Source organism: Candidatus Eisenbacteria bacterium, assembly GCA_016930695.1.
Lineage (GTDB): Bacteria > Orphanbacterota > Orphanbacteria > Orphanbacterales > Orphanbacteraceae > JAFGGD01.
Window position 1 is genome coordinate 1 of sequence record JAFGGD010000057.1, and the last position, 15,028, is coordinate 15,028.

Annotated in this window: 15 protein-coding genes; 14 read left to right on the plus strand and 1 reads right to left on the minus strand. The window is 65.9% G+C overall.

Going from position 1 to position 15,028, the window contains the following annotated elements; all coding sequences use genetic code 11:
• The first annotated feature begins 434 nt into the window (after positions 1-434).
• The 11 genes from JW958_13750 to JW958_13800 all read left to right on the plus strand — a co-directional run bounded on the left by JW958_13750 (position 435) and on the right by JW958_13800 (position 9,610).
• Positions 435-1,367 carry a ribose-phosphate pyrophosphokinase gene (locus JW958_13750; GenBank protein ID MBN1827318.1) on the plus strand — a complete coding sequence of 311 codons (933 nt, stop codon included), beginning with the start codon at positions 435-437 and terminating at the stop codon, positions 1,365-1,367.
• A 90-nt stretch (positions 1,368-1,457) separates the two neighbouring features.
• Positions 1,458-2,117 (plus strand): 50S ribosomal protein L25, encoded by a 660-nt coding sequence (locus JW958_13755; protein MBN1827319.1) that lies wholly within the window; start codon positions 1,458-1,460, stop codon positions 2,115-2,117.
• 32 nt (positions 2,118-2,149) lie between these two features.
• Positions 2,150-2,752 (plus strand): aminoacyl-tRNA hydrolase, encoded by a 603-nt coding sequence (locus JW958_13760; GenBank protein MBN1827320.1) that lies wholly within the window; start codon positions 2,150-2,152, stop codon positions 2,750-2,752.
• Positions 2,749-4,785, plus strand: a complete 2,037-nt coding sequence (locus tag JW958_13765) for a sodium-translocating pyrophosphatase (protein MBN1827321.1) — start codon at positions 2,749-2,751, stop codon at positions 4,783-4,785. The genes JW958_13760 and JW958_13765 overlap by 4 nt, the downstream gene beginning before the upstream one ends.
• A gap of 16 nt (positions 4,786-4,801) precedes the next feature.
• The gene (rpsF, locus tag JW958_13770; protein ID MBN1827322.1) at positions 4,802-5,377 is read left to right on the plus strand and encodes a 30S ribosomal protein S6; all 576 of its coding nucleotides are present in this window, start codon (positions 4,802-4,804) and stop codon (positions 5,375-5,377) included.
• 154 nt (positions 5,378-5,531) lie between these two features.
• Positions 5,532-5,963 (plus strand): single-stranded DNA-binding protein, encoded by a 432-nt coding sequence (locus tag JW958_13775; GenBank protein MBN1827323.1) that lies wholly within the window; start codon positions 5,532-5,534, stop codon positions 5,961-5,963.
• A 104-nt stretch (positions 5,964-6,067) separates the two neighbouring features.
• Positions 6,068-6,304, plus strand: a complete 237-nt coding sequence (locus JW958_13780; GenBank protein ID MBN1827324.1) for a 30S ribosomal protein S18 — start codon at positions 6,068-6,070, stop codon at positions 6,302-6,304.
• A 19-nt stretch (positions 6,305-6,323) separates the two neighbouring features.
• Positions 6,324-7,295 (plus strand): DUF2232 domain-containing protein, encoded by a 972-nt coding sequence (locus tag JW958_13785; GenBank protein MBN1827325.1) that lies wholly within the window; start codon positions 6,324-6,326, stop codon positions 7,293-7,295.
• Complete coding sequence (locus JW958_13790; protein MBN1827326.1) at positions 7,292-7,735, plus strand: 50S ribosomal protein L9; 444 nt, start codon at positions 7,292-7,294, stop codon at positions 7,733-7,735. The genes JW958_13785 and JW958_13790 overlap by 4 nt, the downstream gene beginning before the upstream one ends.
• Positions 7,736-7,766: 31 nt before the next feature.
• Positions 7,767-8,939: a peptidyl-prolyl cis-trans isomerase gene (locus JW958_13795; protein MBN1827327.1), complete on the plus strand. Its 1,173-nt coding sequence runs from the start codon at positions 7,767-7,769 to the stop codon at positions 8,937-8,939.
• A gap of 179 nt (positions 8,940-9,118) precedes the next feature.
• Positions 9,119-9,610 carry a bifunctional nuclease family protein gene (locus tag JW958_13800; GenBank protein MBN1827328.1) on the plus strand — a complete coding sequence of 164 codons (492 nt, stop codon included), beginning with the start codon at positions 9,119-9,121 and terminating at the stop codon, positions 9,608-9,610.
• A gap of 76 nt (positions 9,611-9,686) precedes the next feature.
• On the opposite strand, the gene JW958_13805 is transcribed toward JW958_13800, so the two are convergent.
• Positions 9,687-11,909, minus strand: a complete 2,223-nt coding sequence (locus JW958_13805) for an N-acetylmuramoyl-L-alanine amidase (GenBank protein MBN1827329.1) — start codon at positions 11,907-11,909, stop codon at positions 9,687-9,689.
• A 172-nt stretch (positions 11,910-12,081) separates the two neighbouring features.
• On the opposite strand from JW958_13805, the gene JW958_13810 reads away from it, so the two are divergent.
• The 3 genes from JW958_13810 (at position 12,082) to JW958_13820 (ending at position 14,986) form a co-directional block, all read left to right on the plus strand.
• Positions 12,082-13,263, plus strand: coding sequence for an isocitrate/isopropylmalate dehydrogenase family protein (locus JW958_13810; GenBank protein ID MBN1827330.1), 1,182 nt, complete (start codon positions 12,082-12,084; stop codon positions 13,261-13,263).
• 91 nt (positions 13,264-13,354) lie between these two features.
• Positions 13,355-14,392: a thiamine biosynthesis protein gene (locus JW958_13815; protein MBN1827331.1), complete on the plus strand. Its 1,038-nt coding sequence runs from the start codon at positions 13,355-13,357 to the stop codon at positions 14,390-14,392.
• 33 nt (positions 14,393-14,425) lie between these two features.
• Entirely contained in the window at positions 14,426-14,986 is a 561-nt protein-coding gene (locus JW958_13820) for a dCTP deaminase (GenBank protein ID MBN1827332.1), read from the plus strand.
• The last annotated feature ends 42 nt before the right edge of the window (positions 14,987-15,028 follow it).

Consider the following 15,028-nt stretch of genomic DNA (forward strand, 5'->3'; position numbering starts at 1 on the left):
TCGCGCGGCCATTTCTCACGCACCTCGAGAGGTGGGGGCCCCCGTCCCGCCCCTTCTCCTCGAAGGATCACGCCGTCCGTCCGGGGAAGAAGCGGAGAGGATGGCTCGGCCCTTCGGTCCCGGATTCTCTCCGAGCGAAGCGAGGAGGTATCCGGCACCGAAGAGGATCACGCCGTCCGTCCGAGGAGGAGGCGGAAGAGTTGGCCCCCACAGGTCCCACGCACCGGACGGCTGAAACTAACCCCTTGTAATTTTTGATGATACTCCGGTAGAGTTCCTTTCGCCGGGTGGGGGCCGCTTCGTTTCAGCCCGCTTCCCAGGCGGAGCCGTAACTCCTTTTCCGGCTTGGCTTCCTTTTGCTTGACCCGCCCATTCGTGATCCATATACTCTATGTTCTGTGTCTGGAAAGGGCGCGGTGTGTCCGGAGGGGGGCATGAACGGCAGCATGAAGATCTTCTCGGGACTGGCTCATCAGGAGTTGGCCGGCAGAATCGCGAAGGCCGCCGGAACGGGCCTGAGCAAAATACAGTTGGGACGTTTCGCCGATGGCGAGATCTCGGTGATGATCGGGGAAAACGTCCGAGGCGTGGACGCCTTTATCGTCCAGCCGACATTTTCACCGGCGGAAAACCTGCTGGAGCTTCTCCTGATCGTGGATGCGCTTAAGCGCGCATCGGCGAAGCGCGTCACGACGGTGATCCCGTATTTCGGGTACGCCCGCCAGGACAGGAAAGACCGGCCGCGCGTGGCGATCGCCGCGAAGGTGGTGGCCAACCTGATCGCCGAGTCGGGAGCGGATCGCGTGCTGGTGATGGATCTCCATTCCAGCCAGATCCAGGGTTTCTTCGACATTCCGGTGGATCATCTCTACGCGGCGCCGGTGCTGGTGGAGTTCTACCGGGAGCGCGACATTTCCGATCTGGTGGTGGTCGCGCCGGACATCGGGAGCGTGAAGATGGCGCGAGCCTACGCCAAACACCTGCATGCGGGTCTCGCCGTCATCGACAAACGCCGCCCCCGCGCGAACGTGGCGGAGGTGTACCACGTCATCGGCGCGGTGAAGGACAAGAACGTCCTGATCGTGGACGATCTCGTCGACACCGCCGGCACGATCGTGGCGGCCGCGGCTCGGCTGAAAGAGGAGGGGGCGCGTACGATCTACGCCTCCTGCACCCACCCGGTTCTCTCCGGTCCGGCGGTGGAACGCCTCGAAAAATCGGAGATCAGCGAGGTCGTGGTATCCGACACGATCCCGCTCCGCCGCGAGTGCGCGAAGATCCGGGCCCTGAGCGTGTCCGGGCTTCTCGGGGAGGCCATCCTCCGGATCCACCGTGAGGAGTCGGTCAGTTCCCTGTTCGTGGAGTGAGTTCATTCATCTCTCCGGGCCTCGGGCGGCACGGAGTATCGCGCGGGAGGCCGGATCCTCCCGGGGGTTCGAACGATGCAGAGAGCGGAATTGCAAGCGATCTCTCGGCGGACCGAGAGGCCAAGCGACATCAAGCGGCTCCGGGCGGAAGGGGTCGTCCCCGGAGTGCTGTACGGCTTCGGTGAAGAGGCGAAGCGGATCCAGGTCAAGATGGACGACCTCCATCCGGTTCTCAAGAAGAGTCACGGAACCACCCTTCTCATCGATCTCCGTCTGGACGAGGAGAAGGACCCCGTGGTGACGGTGATCCGCGAGGTGCAACGGGATCCGTTGACCCGCAAGATCGTCCACTGCGACCTGCTCAAGGTGGACATGAACCGGAAGTACAACGTGACTGTGCCGGTGGTCGTGATCGGGGAATCGCCGGGCGTGAAAACCTACGGCGGCATTATGGATCAGCACGTCCGCGAGGTCGACATCCGGTGCCGTCCCCTCGAGATTCCCGAGAGCTACGTCGTCGATGTGTCCAAGATGGAGATCGGCGACTCGGTTCGGGTCGGCGAACTCGCCCACGGACACGAAGAGATCCTCACCCGTGAGGACGTGACGGTCGTCATGATCGTCCCGCCGCGGACGATGGCTCTGACCGACGAAGAGGCGGCCGAGGCGGCCGAGGGCGCCGAAGGCGAAGAGGGCGAAGAGGGCGCCGAGAAGAAGGCCGAGGGAGAATCGGCCGAAAAGTCCTCCTGATCCGTTTTCTCCGATCCGATCGGGAGGGAACTTTGCTCGCGGTGATCGGTCTCGGCAACGTGGGGTCCGAGTACGAGGACACGCGCCACAACGTCGGTTTCCGGGTCATCGAGGCGCTTGCCGGCGAGGGGACCCGCCTGGAACGGCGGGACACTTATCGGTTCATCGGCGGCCGGATCGGGGGGCGGCGGGCGCTGCTCGTCGAGCCGACCGTTTTCATGAACCGGAGCGGTATCGCCGTCGCCCGGTTGATCGGGGATTTCGATCTGACGCCGTCGGACATGCTCGTGGTGTCCGACGATGTTCATTTGCCCCTCGGCAGGATCCGTATCCGCTCCGGGGGAGGAGACGGAGGCCAGAAGGGTCTGGCCTCGATCATTCGATCGATCGGGACGGAAGACTTCCCGAGACTTCGGCTCGGCGTCGGATCTCCGGGTGGCGGCGTCGACCTGGCCGATTACGTTCTGGACTCCTTTGACGCCGGGGAGCGGGAGGAGGCGGAGCGGATGATCGACCTCGCGGTTCTCTGCGTGAGAACCTGGGTGACGGAGGGAGTCGCCCGGGCGAGGGACCGCTGGAACCGTACGCAACCCCTTTCCGAAGGGCACGAGGAAGGAGAGGCATCGAAGTCATGAGCGTAATGATTTTCCTTCTGCCGGCGGCGGGCGTGCTCGCGTTGTTGTTCGCCTTGTGGCGCTCGGCATGGGTGAACCGGCAAGACGCGGGGACCGAGGAGATGCGGACCATCGCCTCCTACACTCGTGACGGCGCGATGGCCTTTCTCGGCCGTGAGTATCGCGTGCTCGCGATATTCGTGGTCGTCGCGGCGGTCCTTCTGGCCGTCTTCTCCCGGGGATCGGACACCCACCCTCTGGTGGCGCTCTCCTTCGTCTGCGGCGCCTTCGCCTCCGCGCTCGCCGGGTTCTTCGGCATGCGCGTCGCGACCAACGCCAACGTGCGAACCGCCCAGGCGGCGCGCACGGGGCTCGCGCAGGCGCTCTCGGTCGCCTTCTCCGGCGGAACCGTGATGGGGCTCTCCGTTGTGGGACTCGCCATCATCGGCCTCTCGGGGCTCTTCATTCTCTATCTGTACCTTTTCCACGGGCAGGCGGGTTGGAGCATGGATCGCATCCTCCAGGTGCTCTCCGGGTTCTCCCTCGGCGCCAGCTCCATCGCCCTCTTCGCGCGCGTCGGCGGCGGCATCTACACCAAGGCCGCGGACGTGGGCGCCGACCTGGTCGGCAAGGTGGAGGCGGGGATCCCCGAGGACGATCCGCGCAACCCGGCGGTGATCGCCGACAACGTGGGGGACAACGTAGGGGACGTTGCCGGTATGGGCGCCGACCTCTTCGAGTCCTACGTCGGGAGCATCGTCGGCGGGATGATCCTCGGCGTCGGCTTCGCCGGCGGCTCCAACGCGGTCTTCCTCCCGTTGGCGCTCGCCGGAGCGGGCATTATCGTCTCCATCCTGGGTACTTTCTTCGTCCGCACCCGGGAGGGGGGGAATCCGCAGGCGGCGCTCAACCTGGGCACCTTCGGCGCAGGAGCGCTGATGCTGGTCGTCTCCTTCTTTCTGATTCGCGCGACACTGCCGCCGGACGTGATGATGGGCGTATTTCTGGCGACCGTGGCGGGGCTCGTCGCCGGGATCCTGGTCGGGCTGATCACCGAGTACTACACGTCCGAGGCGCGCGGTCCGGCGCGGGGCATCGCCAAAGACAGCCAGACGGGCGCGGCGACCAACGTGATCGGCGGTATCGCCGTGGGGCTCCGTTCCACCGCCCTTCCGGTGCTGGTGATCGCCGGCGCCATCATCGTCGCCCACAACCAGGCGGGGCTTTACGGGATCGCGCTGGCGGCGCTCGGCATGCTCTCCACCATCGGCATCCAGCTGGCGGTGGACGCCTACGGGCCGATCGCGGACAACGCGGGCGGTATCGCCGAGATGGCTCATCTCGGCGCCGAGGTCCGGGCGCGGACGGATAAACTGGACGCGGTGGGGAACACCACCGCCGCCATCGGCAAGGGCTTCGCCATCGGTTCGGCGGCGCTCACCGCGCTCGCCCTTTTCAGCGCCTTCAGCATGCGGGTCGGTCTCCAGGCGGAGGGCTTGAACGTACTCGAGCCGAAGGTGACCGCGGGGTTGCTGGTGGGCGCCATGATGCCTTTCCTCTTCTCCTCCATGTCGATCCGCGCCGTCGGGAAGGCGGCGTTTCGAATGATCGAGGAGGTGCGCCGCCAGTTCCGGGAGATCCCGGGTCTTATGGAAGGGAACGCGACGGCGGATTACGCGCGCTGTGTGGACATCTCGACCGCCGGCGCGATTCGTGAGATGATCGTTCCGGGCCTGCTGGCGGTAATCACGCCGGTGGTGGTGGGCCTGCTGGACGTGCGCGCCCTGGGAGGCCTGCTCGCCGGGGTGACCGCTTCCGGTGTGGTGCTCGCCATATTCATGGCCAACGCCGGCGGCGCCTGGGACAACGCGAAAAAGCACATCGAGTCGGGCGCCTTCGGGGGCAAGGGTTCGGATGCCCACAAGGCGGCCGTGGTGGGGGACACCGTAGGAGACCCCTTTAAGGACACTTCCGGTCCTTCGCTGAACATCCTGATCAAACTGATGTCGGTGGTCTCGTTGGTGCTCGCCCCCATTTTCATGCGGTATTCGTAGAAGGAGGTTCGGTCGGTTGGCGATTTACGAATCCATGGTTGTTTACGGTGGCCGTCTGGAAGGCCAGGAGATCGAGGAACAGATCTCCAAATTCCAGAAAGCGATCGAGACGGGCAAGGGCGAGATTCACAGCATCGAGAGGATGGGGAAGAGACACCTCGCCTACGAGATCATGCGGAACCAAGACGGTTACTACACGGTGTTTCATTTCCAGGCGGAACCGAAACTGATCGCACCGCTGCAACGCTCTCTGCGTCTCAACGAATCGGTACTCCGTCACATCGTTCTCCGCAAGGACAAGTTCCCCGAGGGACCGACCGTAGCGGTGGAAGAAGTGGCTACCGCGGCCGCTTCGGCCCCGCCTCACGCCGCGGAGGCGGAACCCGTCGCGCCGCGCGCGCAGGAGGCGGAGACTCCGGCGGAAGAAGTCCCCGCGGAGACCGCCGCCGTTCCGGAAACGGCGGAAGCGCCCTCCGAGCAAGCCGATGCGGCCGGCGCCGAGGCCGAGACGGAGGAGCCGGAACCGGCCCCCCGCGCCGAGGCGGAGGCGGAAGCGGAGGAGCCGGAGAAGCCGAAAGAGGGAACCGAGTAAGACCCGAACCCTTCACGCGGCGGATACGCCGGCCGAAAGGCCGCTGCCGCACGCTCATCCTGGGAGAGCGACGACCGGTCCATAAGAAAGCCCCCGGCGGGGTCGATCCCGGCGGGAGCGAAGGAAAGGAGAAAACCAGATGGCGGACGTACGGCTGGGTACGCTGAACAAAGTTCTCCTGATCGGTAGGCTCACTCAGGATCCGGAGATTCGATATACCCCCTCGGGCGCCGCGGTGCTCAACATGCGGTTGGCCGTGAACCGGCGTTACCAGGACCAGGGCGGCGAGTGGCGGGACGACACCTGCTTCGTGAACGCCGTGGCCTGGCAGAAGACGGCGGAACGGCTTTCCCAGGTCCTGAAAAAAGGGAGCGCGGTGCTCGTCGAGGGGCGGCTCCAGAGCCGTTCCTGGGAGACACAGGACGGACAGAAGAGAACCACGATCGAGGTGAACGCCAACAGCGTGCAGAACCTCGATCGTCGGGATTCGTCATCGCCGGGCGGTCCCCCCGCCGATTCGAGCGGTCCGTCCGCCGATTCGGGCGGCGATTTCCCCGGCGACTCGGACGACGACATCCCGTTCTAGAGACGGGGTCCCGCCGGCCGGGTGGGACCGAAACCGTACAACACGGCCGCGGGCGCCTCTTGGCGCCCGTCGCGAGAGATTCTCGCACAGGAGGAAAGATCGTTATGGCGAGACCTCGAGGCGACGACCGACGAGGCCGACGCAAGGTCTGCCGGTTCTGCGTGGACCGGATCAAAGAGATCGATTACAAGGACGAGAGACGATTGCGCCGTTTCATTACCGACCGGGGGAAGATCGTGCCCCGGCGGATTTCCGGAACCTGTGCCCGCCACCAGAGGATGCTGACCACGGCGATCAAGCGGGCGAGACAGGTGGCGCTGATTCCGTACCTCGGCGAGTGATTTCGGCGGAGAGAGGGCGATGACGGGCTTCGGGGTTACCCGCCCCTTACCCGGCTCCTGGATTCTTTTCGGAGCCGGGGCGGTCCTCGTGGCCGGGTCCGGGATCGGTGCGTTCCCCGAGTTGCTCGGGAGACTGGCCGGTCCGCCCGTGCTCGTTCTGCTCTATCGGATCCGCCCCACTCGGGCGGTCTGGGCGATCGGAGCCGGTCTGCTGATCCTCCTCGCCCTCACCCGCGACCCCGCGCCTCTGTTGCGGATCGCGCTCCCGCTCGGGCTTTCGGCCCTGCTTTTAGCGCGGGGCATTCTACGGGGGGGAAAGCCGGTACGGGTGGTTTTCGAAGCGACGCTCCCCTTCCTGCTCGCTTCGCTCCCTTTCTTTCTCCACCCGGAGACGCGGGCGGAGCGGGAGGCGGAGGCGGAGAGAAACGTCGTTCGGACGATCGAGTTATACCGGGAGTTGGGCACGGAAGAGGCGGTGCTGAAGGAATGGGAGGGGACGGTTCGCCGGGTCGGCCACGCGGCGACGGCTGTCGAGCCGGCCGTCGGGTTCCTGATCCTGGCCGCCTTCACGACCGTTCTCTACAGGATCACCACGGGGCTTCTCGCCCGTTACGGTCTTGAAACGAGGCGGATCGCGCCGTTCCGGTACTGGCGCGTCCCCTTCGGGTTGGTGTGGGTTTTCGCGGCGGGTCTCGCCGGCGTGCTGATCGGAGGATCACCCGTCGGCGAGACCGGCGCGAACCTGCTCTGTTTCTCCGCCGCCGTCTTTTGGATCGACGGTCTGGCGGTGTTGATCTGGCAGTTCCGGAGCAGGAGGATTTCCGTTCCGATACAAGTCGTCTTTTTCACCGCATCGGCGCTTTTGGTCTTCCCTCTCTTTCTGATCATGACCATCGGCGCCGGGCTGATCGACGCGTGGGTCGATTTCCGCCACCTCGAATCGGTGGACGGTGGACCCCAAAAAAGGGAAAGCGAGGGGCGTGACTCATGAAAGTGATTCTGCGGGAAGAGGTGGAGAGTCTGGGCGGGCGCGGGGATCGGGTGAACGTTGCCCGGGGATATGCCCGTAACTTCTTGATTCCCAAGGGTTTCGCGGTTGAGGCGAATCCCGGGAACGAGCGGATGTTCGACGAGGAGGAGAAGCTCCGCAGCGTGCGCGAGAACAAGACGCTGCGTCAGGCGGACCGGCTCGGCGACCGGCTGAAAAAGGTCTCGGTCACGGCGGCCGTCCAGGTCGGCGAAGAAGACCGGCTTTTCGGTTCCGTCACCGCCCATGACATCGAGGAGCTTCTGAAGGCGCAGGGATTCGCCATCGACCGGAAGCGGATACTGCTCGACGAACCGCTCAAGAGTCTGGGTGTGTATACGGTACCGATCAAGCTACACAAAGACGTGGACTGCGCGATCAAGGTTTGGGTCGTCAAGAAGTAGACCGGAACCCGCCGAACAAGGAGTAAATGCCATGAGGCGATTTGCCGCCCTTCTTCTGCCGGTTTCCCTGTTCGTTCTCGCCTGCGGCGGGTCGGGTGGGGACGGTGAAGTCGTCGCCGTCATCGGCGACCGTTCCATCACCACGAGGGACGTGGACCGCCGTCTTGCCGAGATGCCTCAGAGGATTCAAGGGGAATTCGTCGGGCCGGAGGGGCGAAAAAAGCTGATCGAGGGCTTGATGGACGAGGAGGCTTTTCTGCTCGCCGCCGAGGAGCAGGATCTGGAGAAGAACCCGGAGGTCAAGCGACAGATCGATTCCGCGAGACGACGCGTGTTGATCCAGGCTTACTACAACCGGGAGGTCGTCCCCTACACGCAGATGACCGAAGAGGACATGCGCGACTACTACGACGAGCACATGGATCTCTTTACCCGGCCCGAGGAATCGGAGGTTCGCCAGGTGGTGGTCGAATCCGAGGAGACCGCCGCGCGGGTCCGGCGGATGCTGTTGGATGGGGCGACCTGGGAACACGTCGTGGGCAAATACTGCACCGATTTACCCACGAAGAAAAGGAACGGCCGCATCGGCCCGGTCCAGAAGAACGCCTCCATTATTCCGCTCGTCGGCACCTCCGCCGAGCTGAGCCGGTGCATCGACACCCTCACCATCGGCACCATTTCGCCGGTGATCAAGGGGCCGAAGGGGTATCACGTCTTCACCGTGGAGCAGAGGAACGCGGAGGCGGTGATGCCTTTCGAAAAGGTGCAGGAGACGATCCGGCGAAACTACGCGAGCGCATTCGCCGAGGAGGTCCGCAAGGCGAAGGTGAAGGAACTGCATGAGAAGTACGGCTCCCGCATCCTGAAGGACCCGACGCAGGTGGTGGAGTCGGAAGAGCTGGACGAGGATCGTCAAGCGGCCAAGATCTTTCAGCTCGCTCAGAACGCCACCGATCCGCTGCAGAGGATCAAGTATTACGACGAGATCGTCCGGAATCATCCGGATGACCCTTACGCCTGCGAAGCCCAATTCATGATCGGTTTCGTCTACTCCGAGGAACTCCACAACTTCGATCGAGCCCGCGAGGCTTTCGAGAAGGTGCTGGCCCGGGGCGGCGACGGATGCAAGCAGGAACTGATCGATTCCGCCACCTGGATGCTGCAGAACATGGGCGGTACGCCGCCGGAGTTCAACGAGGACTGAGGCGGAGGGGCGAATACGATCGGGGCGAAGCGGATACGCGCAACCGGGCCGGCGTCCCACGGGCGCCGGCCTCTTTTGTTCCGGAGCGTTCACCGCCGCCGTCTTGACTTTCCCTTTGGGATCGATTACCTTCCGAAAGCAGGAAACTCCCCCAGGCTAAACAGAATAAGGAAAAGCACTTGTCGGAGTTGGTGGAAGTGAAGGTCAGCGGGCTTGCGCTGGATGAGCGCAGCCGGTCGCCGGTGGTTCTGCTCCAGGAACTGGGAGGCACCCGTGTACTCCCCATTTGGATCGGAGCGCCGGAGGCGAACTCCATCGCCATGGAGCTGGCGGGGAAGAAGTTCCAGAGACCTCTCACGCACGATCTCCTCCGAACCGTCATCGAGGGCCTCAAGGGGACGATCCGCAAGATCCTCATCACCGACCTGAAGGACGGCACCTTCTTCGCTCGGATCCTCATCACACGCGACAACGATGTGATCGGCGTGGACGCCCGTCCCTCCGACTCGATCGCCCTCGCGCTCCGCGCGCATTCCCCGATCTTCGTCTCCGAGGAGCTTTTCCAGCCCGGCCTGGAGGGGACCGAGGCGGACGAGGAGAAGAAGAAGGACCAGATTCGGGATTTCCTCCGCAACCTTCCGCCGGAAGATTTCGGCAACATCGCCCCTTAAGAACCGAAGCGCTTTCGTTGTTTCCTCGAGAGGTCTTTTCTTCGCCGCTCTTCCGCCTCTTTTCCGGCCGGGCACGTCAAGGAACGAGGATCTCGGCGCCGGGCTGGGTTTCGACGACGCGCGTTTCCCAGGCGCCGTCCCTTCGGATGCGAAGCATCCATTCGCCCGGACCGGGAAGGACGACCCGGAGGACGTCCGTCCGGCCGGGGCCGAAGGAGACCCTGTCGTCGACGCGGATTCCGTCTCCCCCGGCGAGTCCGGGGAAGAGGAGCGTGGGGCGCGTTTCGGGAGAAGGGTCGAGCCGGAGGCGGATCCCCTCGGCGATCGCCGCCGCGACGCAGCGGAGGAGCGCCCGTCCGCCGGGATTCTCTTCGCCCGGGGGAGGAAGGAGAATGCGGAGCGCCGGGCAGGGGGTTTCGCGTAACACACGATCCGCCGCCGGCCGCGCCGGAACCGGCCGCCCGAGAAGACGCTCCATCTCCGCGGCGACCGATCGGGCGAGTGGTTCCCCCCGGCGGCTTCCCGGATGGTGGCGGACTTCGTAATCCGATCCCGTGTCGAGTGTGATCCAGTAGTCCGCCCCCCTTGACCGGGCGAGGGGGATTCTTCGCTCTTCGGGAACGGGGAGCGCTCCTTCCCGCGTGAGGGAAGGAAGGGCGCCCCAAAAGCGCAGGATCTCCTCGATATCACGGGCGGCGGCGAGAAGGATCGCGGAGGAGGGGCGCGCGCCGTCGTCACCGCGCCCGGCGGGGTCGATCAGCACGGCGAGCCGGTCGAGTGGGGGCGGAGGTCCGGCGATACGGAGCGTGTCGATCGCGGTGCCCGACGCGGCGAAGCGGGCGCATGGGAGTCCGGTCCCCTCGACGCGCGCCCCCATCCCCGACGCGGGCGCCCGGGCGAGACCGAGCCATCCGTCCGGGCCGGTCGTTCCGGCGAGGGAGTCGCCGATCCAAACCACGGTTCCCGCCGCCGGTTCCCCATCGGGCCCGAGGACGAAGAGGAGGGCCGCGGGGGATTCCAGGTCGGACTCCTCCAGCGGTGCGCGGAGATCGAACTCCTCCCCGCGAACGCGAAGAACCGCCGGAAGAGAGTCCGGCGCCGCGGCGAGGGAGATCACACCCCCCCGCGCGGTCCCCGCCGCCGCCGGACCGGCCCCCTCGACCGTGACCCTCTTCCCCTCGGCGGCCGGAAGACCGCGGTGGTCCTCCAGGCGGACGAGGAGGTGGACCGTCTTCTCTCCCGGCGCGCGCAATCCGGAGACGGTCGCCCGCGCCGGCGGAGGATCCACGACGAAAACCCTTTCCCCGAGCGCAGCGGCGTTCCCTTCCCGGTTGCGGGCGTGGAGCGTGACGCGGTGCGGTCCCGCCGCGAGCAGGGCGGGGAGCGCCGCGCGAACCGACCCGGCCGCCGGATCGAAACGCGTCTCCAAACGCCGGCCGTCGAGAAGAACCCGCACCGACGAGGGATCGACGCCCGCGTGACCCGTCTCATCCAGCGCGGAGCCGCTGAAGAAGAAGTCGCCGGGCAGGCGGATCGTTCCGGCGGGAGCGTCGATCCGCGTTTCCGGGACGCCCCGGCGGAAGTAGTCGACGATGCCGAGGAAGTACGCCTCCGCCTCGAGCCGCTGTTTCTCCGCGAGCGCCAGCTTCTTCTCGACCGGCGGGTGGGAGAGGTAGGAAGGCTCGCCGAGTACCGCCGTCCAGCGCGCGTTCCGGAGAACGGCGTAGTTGCCGGCGCGCGCCTCCCCATCCACGATCCCCAGGTTGCGCGCCAACGCGGCGTGAATCCGGCGCGCCGCGTCCTCCGATGCCTCGTCCCCTTCCCTGTAATACGTCTCCACGCGGTTCCGGGAACGGTTCGTATCCGCCGCCGCGTTGTGGTGGATCGAGAGGAAGAGGTGGGGACGAAGAGAGTCGGCGAAGGCGATGCGCGCCGCCAGGTCCTTTTCGAGGGCGGCGGCGGTGGTGTCGCCGCCGGCGAAATCCCGGTCGGCGGCTCGTGTGAGCCGCGCGTCCGCTCCCGCCTCGGTCAGGAGCCCCCACAGATAGAGGGCGACGCCCAGGTTGGCGTCCTTCTCCGCCATCCCGCCGGCCCCGACGGCGCCGCTGAAATCGCCGCCGTGTCCCGGGTCGATCACGATTCTCTTCCCCAACAGGCAGTCACGGTCGAATTCCGCCGGCCGGTCGACGAGCGCCCTGTAGAGACGGTCCAGGTCCGGTTCGGGCGGCGGTCCGCCGCAGGCGGCGAGCAGGAGGAGCGGGAGGAGGAAGAGCGGCGGCGGCGTTTTCCACGGCTTCATGGGGTCACGCTAGCACCCTCCGCGCCGGATCGTCAACGGCGGCGCGTCTCCCGTCTCCGGATTCCCTTTTCCGTTCTCTCCTTTTCGGTTAGGATAGACCGGTCTACGTGAAAAACCGCTATCGGACCGGCCCGGGCGCCGCGTCCGCGGATGATAGAGGGGGCAAACACACATGAAGCGAACCATCGTGTCGATGCCGGGGGACGGCATCGGAAAGATCGTGTTGGACGAGTCGATCCGCGTGTTGGACGCCGTGGGTTTCGACGCGGAATACGTGCACGCCGACATCGGCTGGGAGTTCTGGCGCAAAGAGGGGAACCCCCTTCCGGACCGCACCATCGATTTACTGGAGAAGCACGGCGTCGGCCTCTTCGGCGCCATCACCTCCAAACCGAAGGACAAGGCGGCGGCGGAACTCGACCCGTCCCTCCGGGACAAGGGTTTCGTCTACTACAGTCCCATCGTGCGGCTCCGGCAGCACTTCGATCTGGATATCTGCATCCGTCCCTGCCGTTCCTTCGAGGGGAATCCCCTCAACTTCGTGCGCCGCACGTCGGGCGGCGGCTACGAGGAGCCGAAGGTGGACGCGGTGATCTTCCGGCAGAACACGGAGGGTCTTTACGGCGGCGTGGAGTGGACCGATCCGCCGCAGCAGGTTTACGACGCCCTGATGACTCACCCGAAAATGAAACAGTTCGCGAGCGCGCCGAAGGCGGAACTGGCGGTTTCCACCCGGATCTTCACGCGCGGGGCCTGCGTGAGGATCGTGCGCGCCGCTTTCGAGTACGCGAAGAAGTTCGGCTATAAAAGCGTCACCATCTGCGAGAAGCCGAACGTGATTCGCGAAACCTCCGGCATGCTCCGGGCGGTGGGCCGGGAGATCCACTCCTCTTTCCCGGGCATCGAGCTTTGGGAGACGAACATTGATGCCCAAATGATGTGGTTGACCAAAAACCCGGAGGACTACGGCGTCCTCGTGTCGGGAAACATGTTCGGCGACATCGTCTCCGACGGCTTCGCCGGTTTGGTGGGCGGCCTCGGGTTCGCCTGCAGCGCCAACCTGGGCCGCGGGGTCTCCATCTTCGAACCGACCCACGGGTCGGCGCCGAAATACGCGGCGCTGGAGCCGTCCATCGTGAATCCGATCGCGATGATCCTCTCCGCCTGCATGATGCTCGATCATCTGGGCGACACCGAGAGGGCCGAGCGAATCCGCGGCGCCGTAGCGGCGGTCGTGAAAGAGGGGAAGGTCCGCACCTACGACATGGCCCGCCTCCACGGAGGCCCGGAGGCGTTGGGCGCGGGGGCCGCGTCGACCGGTCAAATGACCGACGCGATCATCGACCGCCTCTAGCGGCGTGACGCCGGGCGACCGGCGCGCGGGCGTTTTCACGGGGGCGGACCGGGCGGTCCGCCCCCGCTTTCATTCGGGAAGGATGGACCGAATGTCGACCGAACCGATCCGCGCGATCGCCCTTTTTTCGGGCGGCCTCGATTCGATCCTGGCGGCGCGGATCGTTCGCGACCAAGGGATCGACGTCATCGCCGTCCACTTCGATATCGGCGTCTGTCCCGGTCCGGGCACGCGGAGGGTGCTCGACCCGGAAGCTCCGGAAGAGGAGCCGGCCGCCGTCGCCGCCGGTCGCCGGATCGGGCTCGCCGTCGAGACGGTGGATCTCTACCCCGCGTATTGGGAGACGCTGGTTCGTCCCCGGCACGGGTACGGCTCCGGATTCAATCCCTGCCTGGACTGCAAGGTCCACATGCTCCGCGCCGCCGCGGGCCTGATGCGGGAGAGGGAAGCGCGTTTCGTGATCACCGGCGAGGTGATCGGCCAGCGGCCGATGTCGCAGCAGAGAAACGCCATGCGCATGATCGAGAAGGAGAGCGGTTTGGACGGGCTTCTTCTCCGGCCCCTCTCGGCGCGCCTACTCGATCCGACCTTGCCGGAGCGGGAGGGTTGGGTGGACCGGGAGAGGCTGCTGGAGATCGCCGGCCGGGGGCGCAAAGAACAGATGGCGCTCGCCGAGCGCTTGGAGATCGGCGAGTACCCGTCCCCCGCGGGTGGTTGCTGCCTGACCGAGCCGGTCTTCGCCGCGCGGATGCGGGATTATCTGGAACACCGCGGCGAAGAGGAAGCGCCGGATCTTAGGGAGATCCACCTGCTCCAGCTGGGGCGCCACTTCCGCCTCTCGCCGCGGAGCCGCGCCGTGGTCGCCCGCGACTCGGGGGAGTGCCGCCTTCTCGACCGGAACGCCGACCTGGGCTGGCGGTTGGAGGCGGAGGCGCGCGGTCCGGTGACGCTTGCGCTGGACGGCCCCGGCGATTCGGATCTCCTCCTCGCCGCCGCGATCACCGCCGGCTACGGCGACGGCCGAAACGACCCGCGCGTTCCGGTTCGGATCACCCGCGGGGAGCGGGAATGGGGCGTCGACGCGGCGCCTCTCTCGAAAGAGGAAGCGGCCCGTCTCCGGATCGGATGACGCCGGCGCCGGGCTCCCAAGAAAAGGAACGCCATGTCTGTGAAATCGGATCGCTGGATACGCCGGATGGCGCTCGAGGCGGAGATGATCCGCCCCTTCGAGGAGGGGAAGGCGCGCCCGGGGGTCATCTCCTACGGGCTTTCCTCGTACGGCTACGACATCCGTCTCGCCGACGAATTCAAGATCTTCCCGGACGTGTACGGCTCGGAGGTGGATCCCAAGGCGATCGCCCCGGAGCGTTTCCGCGAATTCCGGGGGGACATATGCGTGATCCCGCCCAATTCCTTCGTGCTGGCGCGCACGCTGGAGTACTTCAAGATTCCGCGCGGGGTGATCACGGTCTGCGTCGGCAAGTCGACATACGCCCGCTGCGGAATCATCGTCAACGTGACTCCCTTCGAGCCGGAGTGGGAGGGGTTCGCCACACTGGAGATCTCCAATACGTCGCCCCTTCCGGCGCGGATCTACGCCAACGAGGGGATCGCCCAGATCCTGTTCTTCGAGAGCGACGAAGTGTGCGAGGTCTCGTACCGGGACAAGGCGGGGCGCTACCAGGCCCAGAAGGAGATCACCCCCGCGAAGGTGCACGGTTGAAGGCCGGCTCCGGCCTCTGCTAGCTTGAACCTCGGACGGCCG